The sequence below is a fragment of the Rothia sp. HMSC069C04 genome (genome assembly GCF_001812895.1).
Lineage (GTDB): Bacteria > Actinomycetota > Actinomycetes > Actinomycetales > Micrococcaceae > Rothia.
The window spans coordinates 91339-107111 of record NZ_KV810742.1 but is presented as its reverse complement, the minus strand read 5'-3'; the positions used below and the strand labels follow the sequence as shown (position 1 = coordinate 107111).

The 15773-nt window shown below is 61.9% G+C and carries 13 protein-coding genes and 1 riboswitch; of the genes, 8 read left to right on the top strand and 5 right to left on the bottom strand.

The features are described 5' to 3' along the window. Positions 1-69: 69 nt before the first annotated feature. From HMPREF2879_RS05590 to HMPREF2879_RS05580, 3 genes are read right to left on the bottom strand one after another with little or no spacing between them, the layout of a single operon-like run. The gene (locus tag HMPREF2879_RS05590) at positions 70-900 is read right to left on the bottom strand and encodes an ABC transporter (RefSeq protein WP_070634994.1); all 831 of its coding nucleotides are present in this window, start codon (positions 898-900) and stop codon (positions 70-72) included. Position 901: 1 nt separating this feature from the next. After that, positions 902-1762, bottom strand: a complete 861-nt coding sequence (locus HMPREF2879_RS05585; RefSeq protein ID WP_070634993.1) for an ABC transporter permease — start codon at positions 1760-1762, stop codon at positions 902-904. Then, positions 1759-2745, bottom strand: a complete 987-nt coding sequence (locus HMPREF2879_RS05580; protein ID WP_044150678.1) for an ABC transporter ATP-binding protein — start codon at positions 2743-2745, stop codon at positions 1759-1761. The genes HMPREF2879_RS05585 and HMPREF2879_RS05580 overlap by 4 nt, the downstream gene beginning before the upstream one ends. A 343-nt stretch (positions 2746-3088) precedes the next feature. After that, positions 3089-3201, top strand: a riboswitch (SAM riboswitch). 103 nt (positions 3202-3304) lie between these two features. Here HMPREF2879_RS05580 and HMPREF2879_RS05575 point away from each other — a divergent pair. From HMPREF2879_RS05575 to HMPREF2879_RS05565, 3 genes are all read left to right on the top strand, one after another. Next, on the top strand, positions 3305-4651 hold the full coding sequence (locus HMPREF2879_RS05575; protein ID WP_070634992.1) for a bifunctional o-acetylhomoserine/o-acetylserine sulfhydrylase: 1347 nt from the start codon (positions 3305-3307) through the stop codon (positions 4649-4651). Between the two features lie 178 nt (positions 4652-4829). After that, complete coding sequence (locus tag HMPREF2879_RS05570; protein ID WP_246822914.1) at positions 4830-6146, top strand: homoserine O-acetyltransferase MetX; 1317 nt, start codon at positions 4830-4832, stop codon at positions 6144-6146. A gap of 355 nt (positions 6147-6501) precedes the next feature. Further along, on the top strand, positions 6502-6852 hold the full coding sequence (locus HMPREF2879_RS05565) for a MerR family transcriptional regulator (RefSeq protein ID WP_070634991.1): 351 nt from the start codon (positions 6502-6504) through the stop codon (positions 6850-6852). Positions 6853-6989: 137 nt separating this feature from the next. Here the strand turns inward: HMPREF2879_RS05565 and HMPREF2879_RS05560 are convergent, their stop codons facing one another. Then, a complete protein-coding gene (locus tag HMPREF2879_RS05560; protein ID WP_070634990.1) occupies positions 6990-7805 on the bottom strand; it encodes a MerR family transcriptional regulator in 816 nt (271 codons plus the stop codon). A 94-nt stretch (positions 7806-7899) separates the two neighbouring features. Here HMPREF2879_RS05560 and HMPREF2879_RS05555 point away from each other — a divergent pair, with 94 nt between their 5' ends. Then, the gene (locus HMPREF2879_RS05555) at positions 7900-8652 is read left to right on the top strand and encodes an alpha/beta hydrolase (RefSeq protein WP_070634989.1); all 753 of its coding nucleotides are present in this window, start codon (positions 7900-7902) and stop codon (positions 8650-8652) included. A gap of 460 nt (positions 8653-9112) precedes the next feature. Here HMPREF2879_RS05555 and HMPREF2879_RS05550 read toward each other — a convergent pair whose 3' ends face one another. Further along, entirely contained in the window at positions 9113-9328 is a 216-nt protein-coding gene (locus HMPREF2879_RS05550; protein WP_005508828.1) for an RNA-binding S4 domain-containing protein, read from the bottom strand. A 232-nt stretch (positions 9329-9560) separates the two neighbouring features. Here HMPREF2879_RS05550 and HMPREF2879_RS05545 point away from each other — a divergent pair, with 232 nt between their 5' ends. The 4 genes from HMPREF2879_RS05545 to dnaG all read left to right on the top strand — a co-directional run bounded on the left by HMPREF2879_RS05545 (position 9561) and on the right by dnaG (position 15685). Continuing rightward, the gene (locus HMPREF2879_RS05545) at positions 9561-10940 is read left to right on the top strand and encodes a glycine--tRNA ligase (RefSeq protein WP_049341669.1); all 1380 of its coding nucleotides are present in this window, start codon (positions 9561-9563) and stop codon (positions 10938-10940) included. 128 nt (positions 10941-11068) lie between these two features. Continuing rightward, the gene (locus tag HMPREF2879_RS05540) at positions 11069-12046 is read left to right on the top strand and encodes a GNAT family N-acetyltransferase (protein WP_070634988.1); all 978 of its coding nucleotides are present in this window, start codon (positions 11069-11071) and stop codon (positions 12044-12046) included. Positions 12047-12254: 208 nt separating this feature from the next. Beyond that, positions 12255-13421, top strand: a complete 1167-nt coding sequence (gene dusB / locus HMPREF2879_RS05535) for a tRNA dihydrouridine synthase DusB (RefSeq protein WP_049355088.1) — start codon at positions 12255-12257, stop codon at positions 13419-13421. A gap of 137 nt (positions 13422-13558) precedes the next feature. Next, complete coding sequence (dnaG, locus tag HMPREF2879_RS05530; protein ID WP_070634987.1) at positions 13559-15685, top strand: DNA primase; 2127 nt, start codon at positions 13559-13561, stop codon at positions 15683-15685. The last annotated feature ends 88 nt before the right edge of the window (positions 15686-15773 follow it).

The window sequence follows — 15773 nt, the reverse complement described above, 5'->3', positions numbered from 1 at the left end:
TTTTCATGCCCGGATAGCGCGCCGGGGGAGAGGGTGTTTAAAAGGTTCGTTCTTTTTGGGTTTCACACCCTATAGCAGCGAGGCGCGGGCGCCTGCACGGATGCGGCGGGCGGCAAGGAAGGTCAGCCCCAACCCTACCGCGGCGTAGAGTACCGCCAGTGCCGCGTCTGCCCCCAGGGACGCGAAGAGCTCCGGGGTGGTGCCGTTCGCAATACCGCTAGAGGCGTCTAAAACCTGCACCAGCCGGGACCCGGGAACCCAGGGACACAGCCACGCAAGCCACGCGGGGTAGGTGCTCACCGGAACAATCACACCCGCGCTCACCGGCAGAATAATCGACAGGACATTCGACCCCGTGTACGGATCGGACAGGTACAGGCCCAGCCCGGCGGCAAAAATACCCAGGCAGACCCCGCCCAGCACCGCAACCGGCATCAGTGCGATGGCGCCGAGCAGAAGCCCCGAAGCCGCCCCGGTGGAGGGCGCCGTGAGGGAGAGCAACCACACGATGCCCACATTGCTCAGGCCCGTCACGGAGGCTAGCAGCGCGGGTACCGCCGCCGCGCCCAGCCAGTAGCCCGCATCCACGGGGCGCGCCGTGCACACGTACTCGAAGACGCCAATCCACCGGTCTGTGGCGACGCGCGCAACAATGCCGGCGGCCACCGAGCTGAGGGTGGCAATCAGGGCGGTTGCACAGCCGATGCGCACCGTATCGTTCGCGGCAAGATCAGCACCCAGAAGCACCGTGAAAAGCACGTTAAGACCGGGTACGAGAACCAGGGTCGTGACAGCCGTTCCGAGGGTTGCGAAGGTAATCGACGACGACCAGCCAATAGAGGCGGTCGACAGTGCCCGACGCGCCACGCTAGGCAGAGCAGCAGAAGAGAGAACACGCACGCTACATCGCCCCCAGGGTGCCGCGACGGCGGGCGGAGGCGAGAGCCTTCCGTGCAAAGAGGAAGGCGCACAACGCCCAAGCGAGGCTCACGGCGAGCGTCTGCGCAACGGGCAGGAGCGCATCCGCCGGGGTGTTAATAGGGATACGCCCTAGCAGCAGGTGCACCGGCGCCTGCAGAGGAATGAGCACGCCCACGGCATCCAGCCAGGCGGGTGCCTCAACGGTCGTGAAGAGAACCCCGGAGAGAATAAATACCGGCACGAGGAGCAGCTCCTCGTAGGCGATGGCGTTCGGCGTTGCCACGAAGAACACCGCAATCATGAACGTAACCGACAGGCATGCAACCCACAGCAGGGGAACGCCCAGAACATAGCGCGGCCAGAGCTCGGAAAAGTCCGTAACCTGCGGATTGAGCGTCACAAGAGCCCAAACCGCCCACGATAGGGGTAGGGCCGCCAGACCCACAATGGAGGCGCTCGAAACGATAGCCGCCAACACCCGCACCGGAGAAATCGACCCGGAACACAGGTACACGAGGGTCCCGCGGAAGCGCTCAAAATTGATAATGCCCGCAGACACGATGCAGACCGACCACATGCCCACGATGCCCGCGCGGGTCCACGCGAGGGTCGGGTCAACGGAGTGACCCGCGGAGCTCTGGGCCGCCGCGTGCACGGCGAGCGCTTGAAGGATAACCGACCCGAGCACCGTGCTGATGAGCAGCTGAATAAAGTACGGGACCGTCAGGAACTGTCGCAGGCTAAATCCCATGAGCCGCAGCTGGCGGGCGCACTCCTGCCTCAGGTCGTACTGCTGGCCCCGGGTTTGGGACTCTTCCGAGCGTCGCGTCTGAGTACTCATCGCTTGAGCCCCTCCGCCATCGCCAGGTATGCCTCTTCCAGGGTTGCCGGGCGCGTGTACGGCTCGGTTCGTGCCCCGATGTTCGCGGCGGCGAGCCCCTCCGCCAGGATGCGGTGCGCCTCGCCCGCCTCGAACGTGGCGCGCTCGCCGTGCCAGTAGAGGGTCAGTTCCCAGCCGGAACCACGCGGGGCAAAAAGTACCGCCGCCTTATCGTGGAGGAATCCGCGTAGTGTATCAAGACCCTCGGTGGCGGTGGGATCCACCTGAACCACAGTCGTGGCGGCAATACCGGCGTGTGCGGCAACGTCCTCGAGACTGCCGCTCACCGCAACGGAACCGGCGCCCAAAACGGTGATGGTATGCGCCAGGTCCTCGATTTCGCCCAGTAGGTGACTCGTCAGCAGAACGGCGGCGCCGTCCTCCGCGAGGGAGCGGATGAGGGTTCGCACGGTCAGGGCGATATCGGGGTCGAGCCCGTTGGTCGGCTCGTCCAGCAGGAGCAGGGCGGGGGAGCCGAGCAGCGCGCGAGCGATGTGCAGGCGCTGCTTCATGCCGCGGGAAAACTCCTGAAAGGGTCGCGCCGCCGCATCGGTGAGTTCCACGCGGGCTAGGGCGTGGTCCACCTCGCGCCGCCGGCTCCGCCCGGAAACCCCCGCAACATCGGCGAAGAAGAGCAGGTTGTCGCGGGCGCTGGCGCGCGGGTAGAAGCCGCTATCCCCGCCGAGTGCGAGACCCACGTGACGGCGTGCCCGCTGCGGGTGAGCGATGGCGTCAACACCGTTCACGGTGAGGCTACCGCTGGTGGGGGTGAGCAGGGTCGAGCACATCTGCACGGTGGTTGTTTTGCCCGCGCCGTTGGGGCCGAGGAGGGCGTGGATCTCGCCGGAGCTAACGCGAAGCGACACCCGGTCGACGGCGGTAAAAGCGTTTTCACCTTTGCCAAAGACTCGGCTGAGCTGCGCGGCGTCAAGAACAAGAGACATGGTAGGTAACCTTCGGGTATGACCCTCTGGCCCCTATACCGGAGGGATGCTGGGCAGGATAAACAGCGGAGTGTGCCGCGCCCTGCGTGAGTGTATGTGTAGTCTCAGTGTACCGAAAAGCATCGAAAAAGTGATGGGAATTACTATTTGGAGGGTGGGGCACTCGCTCTGAAAGCACTATCCATGAGGCACCACCTGCGCAGCGGATTCCCGTGTCATATTCACCGACAGCATGAGCTTCATCGACGTTAAAAAACGTCATCTTTGCAATGAAATGTCTTAAAGTGCCGTTCACCCACAAAACCCTTGACCCCACCCAACGCCCTATGACACCCTGAATACAGGTCAAGAGCGCCAGCGATAAGCCCCAGCTAGCTGGCCGGCAACCCTCCTCCGCGGTGGGGTGCCCTGGGTGAAGACCAGGCGGCACGCAAAAGCGTGACGCAAGCGCGGGACCGATGTGACCGATAACGGTACATCAATCGTGACAGGATTATTCGACGACGATTCCTGTACCGTCGGCATGCGGCCCCCTAAGAATCCCCATTAGGAGCCACGCATGAGCAACAACACTACCGTCCCGACTCCCGCCAACCCCGCCGGTTGGAAGTTCGAAACCCGCCAGATTCACGCAGGTCAGGCGCCGGATGCCGCAACGGGAGCTCGGGCACTACCCATCTACCAGACCACCTCTTATGTCTTTGACAGCGCCGAGCAGGCAGCGAACCGTTTCGCTCTCGCCGAGCTGGGACCCATTTACACCCGCATGAACAACCCCACCCAGGAAGTAATCGAAAACCGCATCGCTTCCCTGGAAGGCGGCGTTGGCGCGCTACTGCTGGCATCCGGTCAGGCAGCTATCACCTACGCAATCCTGAACATTGCCGGCGCAGGCGACCATGTGGTTGCATCGCCCTCCATATACGGCGGCACCTACAACCTGCTCAAGTACACCCTCGCCGACCTCGGCATCGAAACCACCTTCGTTGAGAACCCGGACGACCTGGACGCATGGCGCGCCGCGGTTCGTCCCAACACCAAGCTGTTCTACGGAGAATCCGTGCCTAACCCCCGCAACGACGTGCTCGACATCGAGCCCATCGCCAAGATTGCGCACGAAAACGGCGTACCCCTGATCGTGGACAACACCGTGCCCACCCCCTACCTGCTGCGCCCCATCGAGCACGGCGCGGACGTGGTCGTCCACTCCGCCACCAAGTACCTGGGCGGCCACGGCACCTCCATCGGCGGTGTGATTGTTGACTCCGGTAACTTCGACTACGGTGCAGACCCCGAGAAGTTCCCCAAGTTCAACCAGCCCGCACCCGGCTACCACGGCCTGGTCTACGCACGCGACCTGGGTAAGGACTCCGCATTCGGTGCGAACCTCTCCTACATCCTGAAGGCACGCGTCTCCCTGCTGCGTGACACCGGCGCCGCAATCTCCCCGACCAACGCCTTCAACATCGGCATCGGTCTGGAGACCCTCTCCCTGCGTATCGAACGCCACATTGAGAACGCCACCAAGGTCGCCCACTGGCTCGAAGCAAACCCGCAGGTTGACAAGGTTATCTGGGCTGGCGTGGAATCCTCCCCCTGGTACGAGCGTGCACAGAAGTACCTGCCCAAGGGCCCCGGCGCGGTGCTCGGCTTCACCCTCAAGGGTGCAACCCTGGAGCAGACCCGCGACTTCGTGGACGCGCTGAAGCTGCACTCCAACGTGGCGAACATCGGTGACGTGCGCTCGCTCGTGATTCACCCCGCCTCCACCACCCACTCCCAGCTTTCCGCCGAGGAACTGGAGAAGATTGGCGTGTACCCGAACTTTGTGCGCCTGGCAGTCGGTATTGAGAACATCGACGATATTCTCGCCGACCTGCAGCTGGGCTTCGACACCCTCTCCTAAACGGTGATGCAACCCGCAGGTGGACCGGAAGGCAACGGCTTCCCGGTTCATCTGCGGCCCCGTTACAGCACTTTTCGCAGCGGGTAGCGTTGGCTGCCCCGTCAGTACTTGAGTCCGCCGGAGCGTACCCGCTCACACCCGGCACTATCCCGCCGGCCAACCCCGTGGAGGGAACCCTATGACTACCCCGCTCAACTCCACCCAAACCACCACTACCAACCAGCCTGTTACCGCGCCCATCCCCGTGGCGGGCACCCAGCGCGAGCACCCCGAAGCGCAAGGCTACCTGCGTCAGCTGAACATCGGCGACCTGGAACTTGAGTCCGGCGTGACCCTGCCGCAGGTGACCATCGGCTACGAAACCTGGGGCACCCTCAACGAGGCTGGCGATAATGCCATCCTGATTTTGCATGCGCTCACTGGCGATACGCATGTCTCCCGCGGCGTCCCCACCCCCGACATGCCCGCCCCGCTGATTCGCGCTATCGAGTCGGACGGCTGGTGGGAAGGCATCGTGGGCCCCGACTCGGTCGTAGACACCAACCGCTACTTTGTGATTGCCCCCAATATTCTGGGCGGTTGCTACGGCTCCACCGGACCGGCAAGCATTATTCCGGAAGGCTACCCGGGTGCCGGTGAGCACTGGGGTTCCCGCTTCCCGCAGGTAACCATCCGTGATTCTGTGCGTGCTGAGGCGCACCTGGCACGTGCCCTGGGCGTGACCAGCTTCCGCTACGTGATTGGTGGTTCTCTCGGTGGCGCTCGCGCCCTGGAGTGGGCGGCAACCAATCCCGAGCTGGTGCGCGGATGCGCGGTGATTGCCTCCGGTCCTTCGGCTACGGCGGAACAGATTTCGTGGGCACACACCCAGAATATTGCGATTCGTTCGGACGCGAACTTTGCCGGTGGCGACTACTATGACGGTCCCGCGCCGCTGACCGGTCTTGCCCTGGCACGCCGTATTGCGCACACCACCTACCGCAGCCCCGCCGAGCTGGAGCACCGCTTCGGCCGCGAAGAGAACCGTGGCGAAAGCACCGTGGGCGGCTCGCTGGGTGAGCCGCGTGGCCGCTACGCCATCGAAAGCTACCTGGACCACCACGGCGCCAAGCTGGTTGAGCGCTTTGACGCGAATAGCTACCTGGCAGTGAACGAGGCACTGATTTCGCACGATGTGGCGCGTGGCCGCGGCACCCTGGCGCAGGCGCTGGCGCACACCGATTGCGAGTGGACGATTGCGGCGGTGAACACGGATCGCTTGTTCTTCCCGCACGAGTCGCACCGTCTGGCGGAGGCGCTGCCCACCCCGGTCGCCGTGGATATTATCGAGTCGAACCACGGCCATGACGGCTTCCTGATTGAGGCGAAGCAGGTGGAGAAGATTCTGGCGCGCGCCCTGGGTGTTGAAGATGAATCTGCTACCCCGAGCGAGGCGCAGCGTGAGCGTGAGGCGCTGGACTCGATGACTCGTCTGTACGGCGCTGTTACTCGCTAACTCAACCGGCACCCGAAGGCGTTTCACGCATCCTGTTGAATGTTGTTTTATCCAAACAGTGGGTGTGGGATTGTGAGGGAATGACTGGGTATTCTCAACTGTCCTTCCGCCCACCGTGAATTAACCTTCACCCTTAGGGTTATGTAATAGAATGCCGGGCGTTCGTATGATGCGAGCGTCCGGCATTTTTTCTATCTTTTTGAAGTGTGTTGTGCCAAGTCAGGGAATATTTTCCGGTTTTTCTGGCACTTTTTGAAAGCTCCGCGAGATACCGCGGAAGCAGCCTCCTGTTGCACTGGAAGGTAAGGGTTCTCAGTTTGCTTTAGACCCGCTCTAACCCCATAGCATTAACGCTGTGGTAAGTATTCAAGAGGTAGCGGAGCAGTTGGGGGTGAGCACCCACGCCCTGCGCTATTACGAAAAAGAGGGGCTCATTGCGGTGCCCCGTGATGCTCACGGAACCCGTATTTTTGATGAGGAGTCTATCTCCGCAGCACGGTTTATTGCTACCTGCCGTCAGGCCGGCATGAGTCTTGCCGACATTCGTACAATCTTGGACAATCCGGATGATCATGCACTCTCCGTTGATGTGATGGAGCGAGCCCGCCGAAAGATTGAAAACGAGATTGCGGGGTTGCAGCAGAACCTTGAGCACCTGGATCGCCGTATTCAGGAGCACCGCCGTCACCTCGATGGCACCCGCTAGATAGCCGTCTAATTTTCATGCAGGTATGCACGCCGACGCCCGGTATTCCCAACGTTGGGAATACCGGGCGTTTTTCTGTGCTCAGCTTTCACACTCAGCTACTCACCCCTAGCTACTGGGTATTTTCAGCCAAAGATTTAACCCCAGGCGGCTTCATCAGGGTCGACACCGTGTGCACGAGCATTCTCGTAGATGACATCCCGCAACCATTCTGCAAGCCCGGTCGCGAGCTTCTCGTAGTGAGCCTTGAAGCGGGCATCCTCAACGTAGCCGCGGGCTAGAATAGCGTGCTTGGCGGGGGTGACCTCAAAAAAGAACAGAGAGGCGCGGTGCCGCTCGGCGAGCGCGTTCGCCTCCTCGCTGCCCGGCTGCACGCCGCGGTTGAATGCCTCGACGAGGGCCTGCTCTACCTCGTCAACCTGCTGTTTGCCGTTCTGCCAGTCGGCACGGTTCATCGTTGCAGTTCGGCGCTGGTATTCAGCCCAGTCGTCAGTTTTCACGTAACGTTCCTGCGCTTCCTGCTGGTGGGCGAGGCTGAACCCCTCACCCATAATCTCTGCTTTTTCGGCAGCGCTGAGCTGCTCATTCTTAGGTGCCATGGTGTCCTCCAAAAGGTGTTCGATGGTTTCAAGCATGCGCCCGTACGCGGCGATTTTGCGTTGAAGCATATCCCGCTGAGCGAGCAGATGCTCGGTGCTGTTCGCTTCGTCCTGCAGTATTTTGTGAATAGCGTCAAGACTCATGCCGGTGGCGCGGTATCCCATAATGACGGTGATTCGTTCAAGGTCTGTATCGGTGTAGTACCGGTACCCGTTGAACTCATCATGTGCCGGGTTGAGCAAGCCTCGCTGCTCCCAGTGGTGAAGCGTGCGGACTGTTAGCCCGTGTAGTGATGCCGCTTCTCCTACGGTGTATTCGTGTTGCCCGTCAGGTGGTGTTATGTTCGCGTCCATGGTTTCACTCTAAAACCTCACGTTAGGTGAGGGTCAAGCTAGCGGCGGAACCTGCGGTGCAGGTTTGCGGGGGAGTCCTCGCTAAGATGGGTGCATGAGCGAAAACAAATACGTCGTCGAATACACCCGCCCCGAGAACGAACGTGTAGGCACCCACCTGGTGCTCATGCTGCACGGCTACGGCTCCCAGGAACACGATCTGCTGTCTCTGGCGGCGCACCTTCCGCAGGAGGGCTTCACCTACGCCTCCATGCGTGCACCGCAGCCGGTTGGCAGCCAGTTCTCCGCGGACTCGACCGGCGCCTACATTGCCGCAGATGCTATCGGCTACCAGTGGTACCCGCTGAACCAGCAGCTCGAATCTGACCAGCGCGCCATTGAGCAGGCGAGCGACTACGTGCTGGAGTGGGCGCGCGCGAACCGTGAACCGTACGCTTCGGTGACCTTGCTGGGCTTCTCGCAGGGTATGGGCATTGCAACTTCGATGGTGCGTCATGCTCCCGGCGAGTTCGCCGCTGTGGTGGGACTGTCCGGCTATGCGGTAGATTCTGATTCGCCGTACTTCAAGGACGAGGAGCTGAAGAAGACCGAACTGCCGGTGTTCTTCGGCCGTGACCAGGAAGACCCCGTCATCCCGCAGGAGATGGTGAACTACACCTACGACTGGATCCGCAAGTACACCGACGGCATTAAGGTGCTGTACGCCGGTGCGGGTCACGGCGTGAGCGCCATGGAGATTCGCCATGTGGGCGAGTTCCTGGAGGTGAAGGTGCAGGGTCAGGAGCCGCGTATTCGTGCGCAGAAGGTTGCGGAGGCGACCGGCGCCGCGGAAGGCTCTGACGCCTAAAACGGCTATAGGGAAGGCCCCCGAGTCATCATGACTCGGGGGCCTTACGTGTAGTTCTGCTTCCGCTCGGTTCTGTGCAGTTCCACTTGGAAAGGCGGTTATCGTCCTCGTTCCTACAGGGAACCCGCCCTCGCTTCGCTTCGGGCACCCTGATGTCACTTCGGACGATACCGCCTTTCCGCGCTGGGGTACTGTGCGGGTGCGGCCGCGTTTTCCGGGTAGCCGCTCTCGGCCCCGCTGCCGGAGCGTGCCGGTGCACCTTCCGAAAGCGACATCAGGGTACCCTCTCGGGTGCTCTCCGCAGCGAAGCAAGGAAGAGCGGAGCACCCGAGAGGGTGGGTTCCCCTGTAGGAGCGTAGGAAGGTGCGCACCGGCTGCTTCCTTGGGCCGGGGGAGAGGAACGAGGACGGACGCCGTCCCTCACTCTAACGCCCTATCTCAAACGGAATAAGAGGTCGGGTTAGTCCTCGTGCGCGACCTTCACGGTCACGCCGTTGAACGTCACGGTGTCGCCGGGGTGCAGCTGCTTGCCGCGTGCTTCTTCAATGTCGCCGTTGACCTTTACCAGGCCGTGCTGAATGACCTCGCGTGCCTGCGCGCCGTCCTCTACGAGGTTGGCGAGCTTGAGGAACTGACCGAGGCGGATCATGTCGTCGCGAATAAAAATTTCTTCCATGCTCTCTAGTTTATCCCGCCGGGTGCATCCTGGCGTCCGGTAAAAATGGGGGAGTGGTGGGTCGGGTAGGCATACCCAGGGGTGGGGTGGTGATGGTACCCTAGTGTCTTGCATCAAAAAGTGTGCATATTGCGCCGATGAGCGCGAATACGGGCGCCCCGTTCTGGGTCGCGTCCCTTATGAACCCGAACTCACGCACGTCACAGCCGGTGGCGGGGCAGAAGGAGTAACTATGGCTGAAAAGTCCACCCTCGATAACGTTATTGCGCTCGCGAAGCGCCGCGGCTTTGTTTTCCAGGCCGGTGAAATTTACGGCGGTTCCCGCTCCGCATGGGACTACGGCCCCCTCGGTGCAGAGCTGAAGGAAAACATCCGTCAGCAGTGGTGGCAGCGTTTCGTCCGCTCCCGTGCGGACATGGTTGGCCTGGACTCCTCTGTTATTCTGCCTCGTGCGGTGTGGGAGGCATCCGGTCACGTGGCGACCTTCACCGACCCGCTGGTTGAGTGCCTGTCCTGCCACAAGCGTCTGCGTCAGGATCACCTGCTGGAGAACTTTGAGGCGAAGAAGGGCCGCCCGGCTGAGGGCATGGATGAAATTGCTTGCCCGAACTGTGGTACTCGTGGCGAGTGGACTGAGCCGCAGAACTTCTCCGGTCTGATGAAGACCTACCTGGGTCCGGTTGATAATGAGGAGGGTCTGCACTTCCTGCGCCCCGAGACCGCTCAGGGTATTTTCGTGAACTTCAACAATGTGGTCACTGCTTCTCGTAAGCGCCCGCCGTTCGGTATTGGCCAGATTGGTAAGTCGTTCCGTAACGAGATCACTCCCGGTAACTTTATTTTCCGTACTCGTGAGTTCGAGCAGATGGAAATTGAGTACTTCGTGCACCCGGATGACGCTGATAAGTACTTCAACGAGTGGGTTGAGGATTGCTGGAACTGGTTCGTTGACCTGGGTATTAACCCGGATAACATGCGCCGTTTCGACGTTCCTAAGGAGGAGCGTGCACACTACTCGGCTGGCACTATTGACGTTGAGTACCGCTTCGGCTTCCAGGGTTCCGAGTGGGGTGAGCTGATGGGCGTTGCGAACCGTACCGATTACGACCTGGGCGTGCACAATGAGCACTCTAACGCGAAGCTTGAGTACTTCGACCAGGCTACCGGTGAGCGTTACGTGCCGTACGTGATTGAGCCGTCCTTCGGTCTGACCCGCTCCATGATGGCGTTCCTTGTTGACGCATACGTCGAGGATGAGGCACCGAACACTAAGGGTGGCGTGGATAAGCGCGTCGTGCTGAAGCTCGACCCGCGCCTGGCACCGGTGAAGGCCGCTGTTCTGCCGCTGTCGAAGAAGGCTGAGCTGTCTGAGCCGGCAACTAAGCTGGCGAATGAGCTGCGTGGCCTGTGGAACGTGGACTACGACGAGGCGGGCGCTATTGGCCGCCGTTACCGCCGCCAGGACGAGATTGGTACCCCGTTCTGCATCACCGTGGACTTTGACACTCTCGAGGATCAGGCTGTGACCATCCGCGAGCGCGACACCATGAACCAGGAGCGTGTGGCTCTGGATCAGGTGAAGTCTTACCTGGCTGCACGCCTGGCAGGCTAAAAATAATTTATAACATGGTCGGCGGGTAGCCTCTTAGAGCGAAAGAGGCTACCCGCCGTCGTGTATTTGGGCTACCCTGGTTAGACTGATTGGCACGTTTGACGCGAGCGAAGGAAAGGTGCACGGATATGGCTGAACGCCTCAGCGAAAAATTTGAGATTCGTCCTTGGCAGGAGGGTGATGACCTTGCCCTGCTTGAGATTTGGAACTCTGCCCGCAATGAGGTTGAGGAGCGCCAGCGTGGCCTGTTTGGCCCGGATACGGATGCGCCGTTCAGCCGTACTCTGGTGGTGACTATTTCTGGTGTGCCGGTGGCTGCGGGTACTGTGGTTGTTTCGCTGTTGCATCCGACGCGCCTGTGGTCCTACATTGAGGTGGCTGCTGATCACCGCCGTCAGGGCATTGGTACCGCCCTGCTGGATGCGTTGCGTGAGATTGCGGCGGCGCACGGTCAGACCACTGCTCTGCGCGTGAAGCTTGCACCGTTTAGCGATGGTGAGGAGTTCGCGCAGGCGGCCGGTATGAAGCTGATTCAGCGTTCCCGCATGGTGCGTGTGGAGCCGGGTGCGATTCCTCCGGTGTCTTTGCGTGAGGATGCTGACGGTAACGAGACTCAGGCGATTGAGGATTTGGCGACCGGTTCGGTTGAGCTGACCGCCGCGCTCTGGGAGTTCTACCGCCGCGCCCATGAGTGGGATGTTCCCGCCGAGGTGGGTCTGGGTACCGTGAACCGCTACTTCCTCTCGGATGAGGTGCGTGCCTTTGGCGCCGTGGTGCTTCGTGACCACATTCGTGAGGCTGCCGCCGAGGGTAAGAAGGGCCCGATTGTTGCGTTTGCGGTGAGCTACCACCCCTTCGAGACTGACCCGGAGGCGGCGCTGGTGAATGAGAACACCGCCACCGAACTGCTGCTGGGCTACGACTTCGATAATGAGGGTGCCGTGGAAGCGATTATGCAGGTGCTGTCCCTGCTGAGTGCTAAGTACCCGGTGCTGGTTGAGGTTGATGACGCCATGGAGGCGCTGGTTCAGGTGACTGACGTACTGCTGCGCGCCGGTACTGCTTCGGTAGAGGGCGACCCGACCTATATTTACGTGACCGAGTAGGTTCCTGAGCAGGTTTTCGGTACCGGGCCTGCGGGCTGACTCTTGCTGAAGGGGCGGGGGAGCGGAACGCTTCCTCGCCCCTTGTGCGTGCTTGCGCCTTCTCGCGGTTGCTGAGCCTGCGCCGTGCCGCTGTGCCACTACACTGTGCTCCTGTACCCCCTCAGCTGAGTCCGGTTCTCGATTTGCCCCCGTATGCCACAATATAGGGGTGAATTCTGAAGCACCCCGTCTTACCCTTCCGCCCCTGAAACTGGGCAATCTGACCGTTGATACTCCCGTGGTTCTCGCCCCGATGGCTGGCGTGACCAATAAGGCTTTCCGCCGCCTCTGCAGTGAATATGGCGGCGGCCTGTACGTTACCGAAATGGTGACTGCGCGCGCCCTGGTGGAACGTAAGCCCGAGTCCATGCGCATTATTGAGCATGACCCGGACGAGAAGATCCGCTCCATCCAGATTTACGGTGTGGACGCGGTCAACGTCGGTAAGGCTGTGCGCATGGTCGTTGAAGAGGACCGTGCCGACCACATTGACTTGAACTTTGGATGCCCGGCTCCTAAGGTGACTCGCCGCGGTGGCGGTGCCGCCCTGCCCTGGAAGACTGACCTGTTCACTGCGATTGTGCAGACCGCAGTGAAGGAGGCGTCCCGCAACGATATTCCGCTGACCATTAAGATGCGTAAGGGCATCGACGATGACCACATTACGTTCTTGGAGTCCGCCAAAATTGCGCGTGATGCCGGTGTTGCGGCGATTGCCCTGCACGGTCGTACTGCGGCTCAACATTATTCGGGTAAGGCTGACTGGGATTCTATTGCGCAGCTGCGTGAGCTGATTCCGGATGTGCCGATCCTGGGTAATGGCGATATTTTCTCCGCCGAGGATGCGGTACGCATGGTTGAGCAGACCGGCGTGGACGGCGTCGTGATTGGTCGCGGTTGCCAGGGTCGCCCGTGGCTGTTTGGCGACCTGCAGAATGCGTTTGAGGGTTCGTCGGAGCGTATCCGCCCGACCCTGACTGAGGTGTCGGACATGATTTACCGCCACGCAGAACTGCTGGTGGAAACCTTCGGCGATGAGACTCGAGGCCTGCGCGAAATCCGCAAGCACGTGGCGTGGTACTTCAAGGGCTACCCGGTTGGCGGTGAGCTGCGCGCGAAGATGGCTCAGGTGCCCGACCTGGCGACGTTCCGTGAGCTGATTGCTCAGCTGGACCACTCGATTGGTTACCCGGGTGCCGCCGTTGAGGGCTCGCGCGGTCGCGCCGGCAGCCCCAAGCAACCGCACCTGCCCGACGGCTGGCTGGATTCGCGCATCCTGGGCGACGCTGAGCGCCTGGGCCTGGCGGAGGCTGAGCTGGATATTTCCGGCGGCTAAACCCCTGTACTTGTGTGCCGCGGCGTGCTGTTTGCGCGTCGCGGCGCATCCTTTTTACGAGCCTGTTCGCGTGCTATTTCCCGCGCCTGCAACGCCTGCAGAGGCTACCTGTTGACCCTCACCGTAGAATTGAGTTTATGGCTGGATTAATCCGCAAAGAAGACATTGATGAAGTCCGCGCCCGTACCGATATCCGCGAAATCATTGAAGGCTATGTGAGCCTCAAAAGCGCCGGTATAGGCACCTTCAAGGGGCTGTGCCCGTTCCACGACGAGCGCACGCCCTCCTTCAATGTGCGCCCGCAGGTCGGTTCGTACCACTGCTTTGGCTGCGGTGAATCCGGTGACGTGTACTCCTTCGTCATGGCGATGGAACACACCAGCTTCGTTGAGACGGTGGAGCGTCTAGCCGCCCGTATTGGTTACACCCTGCACTATGAGGGCGGTAAGCCCGGCGACCGCTACGAGGCGGGTATGCGCCGCCGCCTGCTCGACGCGCACAAGATTGCCGCCGAGTTCTTCGAGCGCAACCTCTACAGCGCTGATGCTCAGGAGGCGCAGCGCTTCCTCGGCGCCCGCGGTTTCGACCCCGCCGCAACCCGCAAGTTCGGTGTCGGCTACGCCCCGCGTGGCTGGGATCACTTGCTCAAGCACCTTCGCTCCCAGGGCTTCACGGATGAGGAGCTGAAGGCGACCGGCATGTTCTCGGAGGGCAACCGAGGCCTGTACGACCGCTTCCGCGGCCGCATCATCTGGCCGATTCGCACCATCGCCGGTGAAACCATCGGCTTCGGTGCTCGCCGCCTCTTCGACGACGACCAGGGCCCCAAATACCTGAACACCCCCGAGACGCAGCTGTACAAGAAATCCCAGGTGCTCTACGGCATTGACCTGGCAAAACGCGATATGACCAAGACTAAGCAGGTCGTCATCGTGGAAGGCTACACGGACGTCATGGCGGCACACCTCGCCGGCATCACCACCGCCGTTGCCACCTGCGGCACCGCATTCGGTCCCGGCCACATCAAGATGGTGCGCCGCATGATTACCGACGACGGCTCCGGCGGCGAAATCATCTTCACCTTCGACGGCGACGCCGCAGGCCAGAAAGCCGCCATGGCCGCCTTCCAGGAGGACCAGCGCTTCATCGCGCAGACCTTCGTGGCGGTTGCCGAGAACGGCATGGACCCCTGCGACCTGCGCCTACACAAGGGCGACGCCGCCGTGCGCTCGCTAATCGCTTCGCGCCGCCCGCTCTTCGAGTTTGCGATTGATTCAACCCTCGCCAAGTACGACCTGGCGACCCTTGAAGGCCGCGTGCTGGCGATGCGCGCTATCGCCCCGATTATCGCCGGTATTAAGGACCGCGACCTGCGCCCCGCCTACATGCGTAAGGTGTCCGGTCAGCTCGGCCTGGAGTTGGACGAGATTCAGCGTGCCGTGGCGTACGCGCAGAATCACCCGAAGCTTTCTCGCTCCCAGCAGGCGGAGGCTACCGCCGCCGCGCCGCGTTACGAGCGTCTGAACGAGGGGCCGCAGGGAGTGCCGGGCACACCGGGATACGCGGGCGCTCAGGGTTACGCGGGCACGCCGGGTTATACGGGTGTTCAGGGGGCAGTTCATGCTGACGCGCCCTACGACCCCGCCTACGACGCACCGCCACCGGAAGACCATGCCGCACCCAGCGCCTACGCCGGGCAGAACGCTGCCGCGCACCCGCCGAGCAGCATTCAGCCCGCCGCACCCCAGCCGGAGGCGACCGCCCCCGCCGTCGAGGAGTTCCTCACCCCCGACCCGCGCGACCCGGTTGCCCGCCTCGAAAAGGCGGCGCTCGAGATTGCCCTGCAGCACCCCGAGCTCATCAGCGTGGAACAGTGGCGTAACCTCGCCACCGTGCAGTTCCGCTACCGCACCCATCGTGAGGTGGCCGCCGGCATTATTCACGCGGCAACCGTCATGGCGCCCACCCCCGGCATCGAATGGATCAACTGCGTGCGCTCCGGCGCTGTGGAGGGCGTACACCCCGCCATCGCGGAGCTCGCCGTCTCACCGCTACCGGTCAGCAGCGCTGAGCGTCTGCCCGGTTTCGTCACCGGTGCGCTCAATGCTCTGTTTGAGCAGCAGATTGCCCGCCAAAAATCTGACCTGATGATGCGCCTGGAACAGCTCAGCGCCAACCCCGACGACGAAGAATTCGAAGCGGTACAGCGTCAGCTCCTCGAATTGGAGATGCGCCGCCGACAGCTCGCCGCACAGCGCGGCTAGGTGCGGTTCCTTGTGAGAGCCCCGGCTGTCTGCTCAACGTTTTACGTTCCGCAGACAGCCGGGGGGGGGGGGGGGGGGGGGGGGGGGG

What these genes read in the sequence shown, in the direction of transcription:
- HMPREF2879_RS05555 (WP_070634989.1), top strand. Translation starts at nt 7,900, where the DNA reads ATGAGCGAAAACAAATACGTCGTCGAATACACCCGCCCCGAGAACGAA.
- HMPREF2879_RS05545 (WP_049341669.1), top strand. Translation starts at nt 9,561, where the DNA reads ATGGCTGAAAAGTCCACCCTCGATAACGTTATTGCGCTCGCGAAGCGC.
- HMPREF2879_RS05585 (WP_070634993.1), bottom strand. Translation starts at nt 1,762, where the DNA reads ATGAGTACTCAGACGCGACGCTCGGAAGAGTCCCAAACCCGGGGCCAG.
- HMPREF2879_RS05580 (WP_044150678.1), bottom strand. Translation starts at nt 2,745, where the DNA reads ATGTCTCTTGTTCTTGACGCCGCGCAGCTCAGCCGAGTCTTTGGCAAA.
- dnaG (WP_070634987.1), top strand. Translation starts at nt 13,559, where the DNA reads ATGGCTGGATTAATCCGCAAAGAAGACATTGATGAAGTCCGCGCCCGT.
- HMPREF2879_RS05560 (WP_070634990.1), bottom strand. Translation starts at nt 7,805, where the DNA reads ATGGACGCGAACATAACACCACCTGACGGGCAACACGAATACACCGTA.
- HMPREF2879_RS05540 (WP_070634988.1), top strand. Translation starts at nt 11,069, where the DNA reads ATGGCTGAACGCCTCAGCGAAAAATTTGAGATTCGTCCTTGGCAGGAG.
- HMPREF2879_RS05575 (WP_070634992.1), top strand. Translation starts at nt 3,305, where the DNA reads ATGAGCAACAACACTACCGTCCCGACTCCCGCCAACCCCGCCGGTTGG.
- HMPREF2879_RS05550 (WP_005508828.1), bottom strand. Translation starts at nt 9,328, where the DNA reads ATGGAAGAAATTTTTATTCGCGACGACATGATCCGCCTCGGTCAGTTC.
- HMPREF2879_RS05570 (WP_246822914.1), top strand. Translation starts at nt 4,830, where the DNA reads ATGACTACCCCGCTCAACTCCACCCAAACCACCACTACCAACCAGCCT.